Source organism: Mycobacterium sp. TH-M15, from assembly GCF_057473705.1.
The window spans coordinates 1-4,758 of record NZ_JBYCLB010000698.1 but is presented as its reverse complement, the minus strand read 5'-3'; the positions used below and the strand labels follow the sequence as shown (position 1 = coordinate 4,758).

The following is a 4,758-nucleotide window of genomic DNA, read 5'->3' as shown; positions in this document are numbered from 1 at the left end:
GCCGGTGGGTCGTTCGGCTTCGTCGATCTGGAGAACCGGATCGGCTACGCCTACGTGATGAACCACTACGACATCGCCGAGTCGGGCTGTGATCCGCGCAGCGTCGCCTTGATCAACGCGGTCTACGCATCGCTCGGCCTGGGCTGAGCGCGGCGGGTCACGCCTGACAACCGCCGGTCAGCCCTGACAGGTCGGGCACCAGTACAGGTTGCGGCCCTCCAACTCGGCGGTGCGCACCGTCGTCCGGCAGATCCGGCACGGGTCACCGGCCCGGCGGTACACGTAGGTGCGCGGTTTGCCGGACGCGTACGCGGGTGCGCCGTGGTCGTCTTCCGGCCGGACCACGACGATGTTGCCGCGGCGCAGCCCGATCCGCATCAGCGCCACCAGGTCTGCCCACAGCGCACCGAAGTCGGCCTCGCCGATGGCGGTCCCCGCGGTGTAGGGATCGATCCGGTGCCGGAACAGCAGCTCGCTGCGGTAGACGTTGCCGACCCCGGCGATCACCGACTGGTCCATTAACAGCGCGGCAATCGGCTTGCGGGACTTGGCGATTCGCTTCCAGGCCAGTCCCGGATCGGCATCGCGGCGCAGCGGGTCCGGACCGAGCCGGGCGATCACCCCGGCGACCTGCGGCTCGTCCAGCACCTCGCAGCGGGCCGGTCCACGCAAATCGGTGCCGTACTCCGCGCCGACCATCCGCATCCGCACCTGCCCGACCGGCTCGGGCGTCGGCCCGTCCGCCGGCAGGTAGAACTCGCTGAACGCACCGTAGATGCCCAGGTGCACATGCACGGCCAGCCCGCCGGTGTAGCGGTGGAACAGGTGCTTGCCCCAGGCGTCGGCGCCGGTGAGCACCCGGCCGCCGACCCGGGCCGCACCGTCGGTGAACCGGCCCTGCGGGCTGGACAGCACCACCGGTGCGCCGGCGTAGCGGCGCTGATGCAGCCGGGCCAGCCGGTGCAGGATGTGCCCCTCGGGCACGTCAGGTCGGCGGGCCGGGCACCGGCGGCGGCTGGTGGGTGCGTTCGTAGTCGGCCAGGATGTCGATGCGCCGTTGGTGGCGCTCGGCCTTCGACCACGGAGCGGAGAGGAACGCGTCGACGATCTTCAGCGCGTCGGCGACGGTGTGCATCCGGGCGCCGACGCCGATCACCTGCGCGTTGTTGTGCTGGCGGGCCAGCGACGCGGTCTCGGTGTTCCAGCCCAGCGCGCAGCGGACGCCGGGCACCTTGTTGGCCGCGATCTGCTCACCGTTGCCGGAGCCGCCGATCACGATGCCCAGGCTCTCCGGGTCGGCGACGGTGCGGCTGGCCGCGGCGATGCAGAACGCCGGGTAGTCGTCCTCGGCGTCGTAGTGGTACGCCCCGCAGTCGACCGGCTGGTGTCCGGCTTTGGTCAGGTGCTCGATGATCTGCTGCTTGAGTTCGTAGCCGGCGTGGTCCGACCCCAGGTAGACGCGCATGGTGCGGAATCTTTCCACTCCCCGCCGGCGGGCGCCCTTGCCGGGTCAGTCGAACTCCGGAGACTCGGACCGGGTGCGTTTGAGCTCCCAGAAGTGCGGGTAGGACGCGAACGTCACCGACGCGTCCCACAGCTCGCCGGCCTGCTCGCCACGCGGGATCCGGGAGAGCACCGGGCCGAAGAACGCCACCCCGTTCACGTGGATGGTCGGGGTGCCGACGTCGTCGCCGACCGGGTCCATCCCGGCGTGGTGGCTTCTGCGCAGCGCCTCGTCGTAGCCGTCGGTCTCGGCCGCCTTAGCCAACTCGGCCGGCAGTCCCACCTCGGCAAGCGCGCCCGCGATGACGTCCGGCAGCTCCTTGTTGTTCTGGTTGTGAATCCGGGTGCCCATCGCGGTGTAGAGCGGCAGCAGGATGTCGTTGCCGTTGGCCTGCTCGGCGGCGATGGCCACCCGCACCGGGCCGAACGCCTTCTTCAGGCCCTCGCGGTACTCGTCGGAGAGGTCGTCCCGGTTCTCGTTGAGCACCGCCAGGCTCATCACGTGGAACTTCACCTCGATATCGCGGACCTTCTCCACCTCGAGAATCCAGCGTGAGGTGATCCAGCACCACGGGCAGAGCGGATCGAACCAGAAATCGGCTCGGGATTTGCCGGGCATGAGAATCCTTCCGATCTGCGGCTTCGTCGGGAACAACGTCCGTCGGGAACAACGTCCGTCGGGAACAACGTCCGTCGGGAACAACTATGCCAACCCGGTCGGTGTTCCCCGGGCCGCCGACGGCCGGACTAATCGCCCGGTTCGAGCTGCGGCGTGATCGGGTCGAGCCCCTCGGACACCTCGACCCAGTGGCCGGGCGCAAAACAGTGCACGCCCCGCTCCTGCGGCCGCTGCACCTCGACCCGGAGCACTCCGCCGGTGAGGATCTCGTAGGTGTCGGTGCCCTTGTACTTCCTCGTGGAGGTTGCACCTCGTCGCCCCGCGAAGACCACCTTGAAGTTCACCCGGCGTAGGGTGACACAGACACGGCCCTGACCTGCGAATGCCCGGTTGACGACGGGTGAACATCACATGACCGGTTGGCGTCGCCACGACGGGGCACCGCGTCGGCACAGCCGGGCACGGCGTTTAGTGTTGACCTCGTGGCACTCCCCAACCTCACCCGCGACCAGGCAGCCGAGCGCGCCGCACAACTCACCGTCGACAGCTATCGGATCCACCTCGACCTCACCGATGGCAACGGCAGGCCCGGCGAGCGCACCTTCCGCTCCACCACCAGCGTCGCCTTCTCCGCTCCGGCCGGCGCCGACACGGTGATCGACATCGCCGCCGACACCGTCTACAGCGCGACCCTCAACGGCCGGGACCTCGACGTCTCGGCCTACGACGAATCCACCGGCATCGCGCTGACCGGCCTGGCCGAACACAACGTGGTCGAGATCGACGCGGACTGCCGCTACTCCAACACCGGCGAGGGGCTGCACCGGTTCGTCGACCCGGTCGACGACGAGGTGTATCTGTACTCGCAGTTCGAGACCGCCGACGCTAAGCGGATGTTCGCCTGCTTCGACCAGCCGGACCTCAAGGCGAGCTTCGACATCAGCGTCACCGCGCCGGCGCACTGGCAGGTGGTCTCCAACGGCGCCACCGTCGACGTCGACAACGGCGTGCACGCCTTCGCCGTCACGCCGAAGCTGAGCAGTTATCTGGTGGCGCTGATCGCCGGCCCGTACGGGACCTGGACCGACACCTACCGCGACGAGCACGGCGAGATCCCGTTGGGCCTGTTCTGCCGGGCGTCGCTGGCCCAGCACATGGACGCCGAGCGGCTGTTCACCGAGACCAAGCAGGGCTTCGGCTTCTACCACGCCAACTTCGGCATCCCGTATGCGTTCGGCAAGTACGACCAGGTGTTCGTGCCGGAGTTCAACGCCGGCGCGATGGAGAACGCCGGCGCGGTGACCTTCCTGGAGGACTATGTCTTCCGCAGCAAGGTCACCCGGGCGTCGTATGAGCGCCGCGCCGAGACGGTGCTGCACGAGATGGCGCACATGTGGTTCGGCGACCTGGTCACCATGCGCTGGTGGGACGACCTGTGGCTCAACGAGTCGTTCGCGACGTTCGCGTCGGTGCTCTGCCAGACCCGGGCCACCGAGTACACCGGCGCCTGGACGACGTTCGCCAACGCGGAGAAATCCTGGGCCTACCGGCAGGACCAGCTGCCGTCGACGCATCCGATCGCCGCCGACATCCCGGATCTGGCCGCCGTCGAGGTCAACTTCGACGGCATCACCTACGCCAAGGGCGCCTCGGTGCTCAAGCAGCTGGTCGCCTACGTCGGGCTGGAGCACTTCCTCGCCGGACTGCGGGACTACTTCGGCAAGCACGCGTTCGGCAACGCCACCTTCGACGACCTGCTGGCCGCGCTGGAGCAGGCCTCCGGCCGGGACCTGTCGGACTGGGGCCGGCAGTGGCTGAAGACCACCGGGCTGAACACGCTGCGCGCCGATTTCGACGTCGACGACGCCGGGCGATTCAGCCGGTTCGCGGTCACCCAGAGCGGCGCCGCACCCGGCGCCGGGGAGACCCGGGTGCACCGGCTGGCTATCGGCATCTACGACGCCGAGAACGCAGACGGATCGGGCAAGCTGACGCGGAGGCACCGCGAAGAGATCGACATCGCCGGACCGAGCACGGATGTCCCTGCGCTGGTGGGTGTTTCGCGGGGCAAGCTGGTCCTGGTCAACGACGACGACCTGACCTACTGCGCGGTGCGGCTGGACCCTGACTCACTGGGGGTCGCTGTCGATCGCATCGCCGACATCACCGAGTCGCTGCCGCGCACCCTGGTGTGGTCGGCGGCCTGGGAGATGACCCGGGAGGCCGAACTGCGCGCCCGCGACTTCCTGGCGCTGGTCTCCCGTGGCATCGGCGCCGAGACCGAGGTGGGGGTGGCGCAGCGGCTGCTGCTGCAGGCTCAGACCGCGCTCGGGTCCTACGCCGAACCGGGCTGGGCCGCCGCCGAAGGCTGGCCGGCGTTCGCCGACCGGCTGCTGGAACTGGCCCGCGGCGCCGAAGCCGGCTCGGATCACCAGTTGGCCTTCCTCAACGCGCTGTGCACCTCGGTGCTGGCGACACGACACACCGACGTGCTGGCGGCGCTGCTCGACGCCGACCCGGCGGCGCACGGCCTGGCCGGGCTGACCGTGGACACCGACCTGCGCTGGCGGATCGTCACCGCGCTGGCCCGATCCGGTGCGGTCGACGCCGACCAGGCGGCCACCCCGTTCATCGAC

General features: G+C 69.4%; 5 protein-coding genes and 1 pseudogene. 2 read left to right on the top strand and 4 right to left on the bottom strand.

All coding sequences use genetic code 11. The features are described 5' to 3' along the window. A pseudogene (locus tag AC2VNT_RS17215) lies at positions 1-147 on the top strand (esterase); the annotation flags it as partial. Between the two features lie 30 nt (positions 148-177). Here AC2VNT_RS17215 and AC2VNT_RS17210 read toward each other — a convergent pair. The 4 genes from AC2VNT_RS17210 to AC2VNT_RS17195 form a co-directional block, all read right to left on the bottom strand. Continuing rightward, positions 178-984 carry an Fpg/Nei family DNA glycosylase gene (locus AC2VNT_RS17210; RefSeq protein ID WP_486948009.1) on the bottom strand — a complete coding sequence of 269 codons (807 nt, stop codon included), beginning with the start codon at positions 982-984 and terminating at the stop codon, positions 178-180. A 1-nt stretch (position 985) separates the two neighbouring features. Beyond that, on the bottom strand, positions 986-1,465 hold the full coding sequence (locus AC2VNT_RS17205; RefSeq protein ID WP_486948008.1) for a ribose-5-phosphate isomerase: 480 nt from the start codon (positions 1,463-1,465) through the stop codon (positions 986-988). 45 nt (positions 1,466-1,510) lie between these two features. Further along, positions 1,511-2,122 carry a mycothiol-dependent nitroreductase Rv2466c family protein gene (locus AC2VNT_RS17200; RefSeq protein WP_486948007.1) on the bottom strand — a complete coding sequence of 204 codons (612 nt, stop codon included), beginning with the start codon at positions 2,120-2,122 and terminating at the stop codon, positions 1,511-1,513. 128 nt (positions 2,123-2,250) lie between these two features. Next, the gene (locus AC2VNT_RS17195) at positions 2,251-2,466 is read right to left on the bottom strand and encodes a hypothetical protein (protein WP_486948006.1); all 216 of its coding nucleotides are present in this window, start codon (positions 2,464-2,466) and stop codon (positions 2,251-2,253) included. 138 nt (positions 2,467-2,604) lie between these two features. On the opposite strand from AC2VNT_RS17195, the gene pepN reads away from it, so the two are divergent. Further along, the coding region (gene pepN / locus AC2VNT_RS17190; protein WP_486948005.1) for an aminopeptidase N at positions 2,605-4,758 on the top strand (2,154 nt) is incomplete at its 3' end.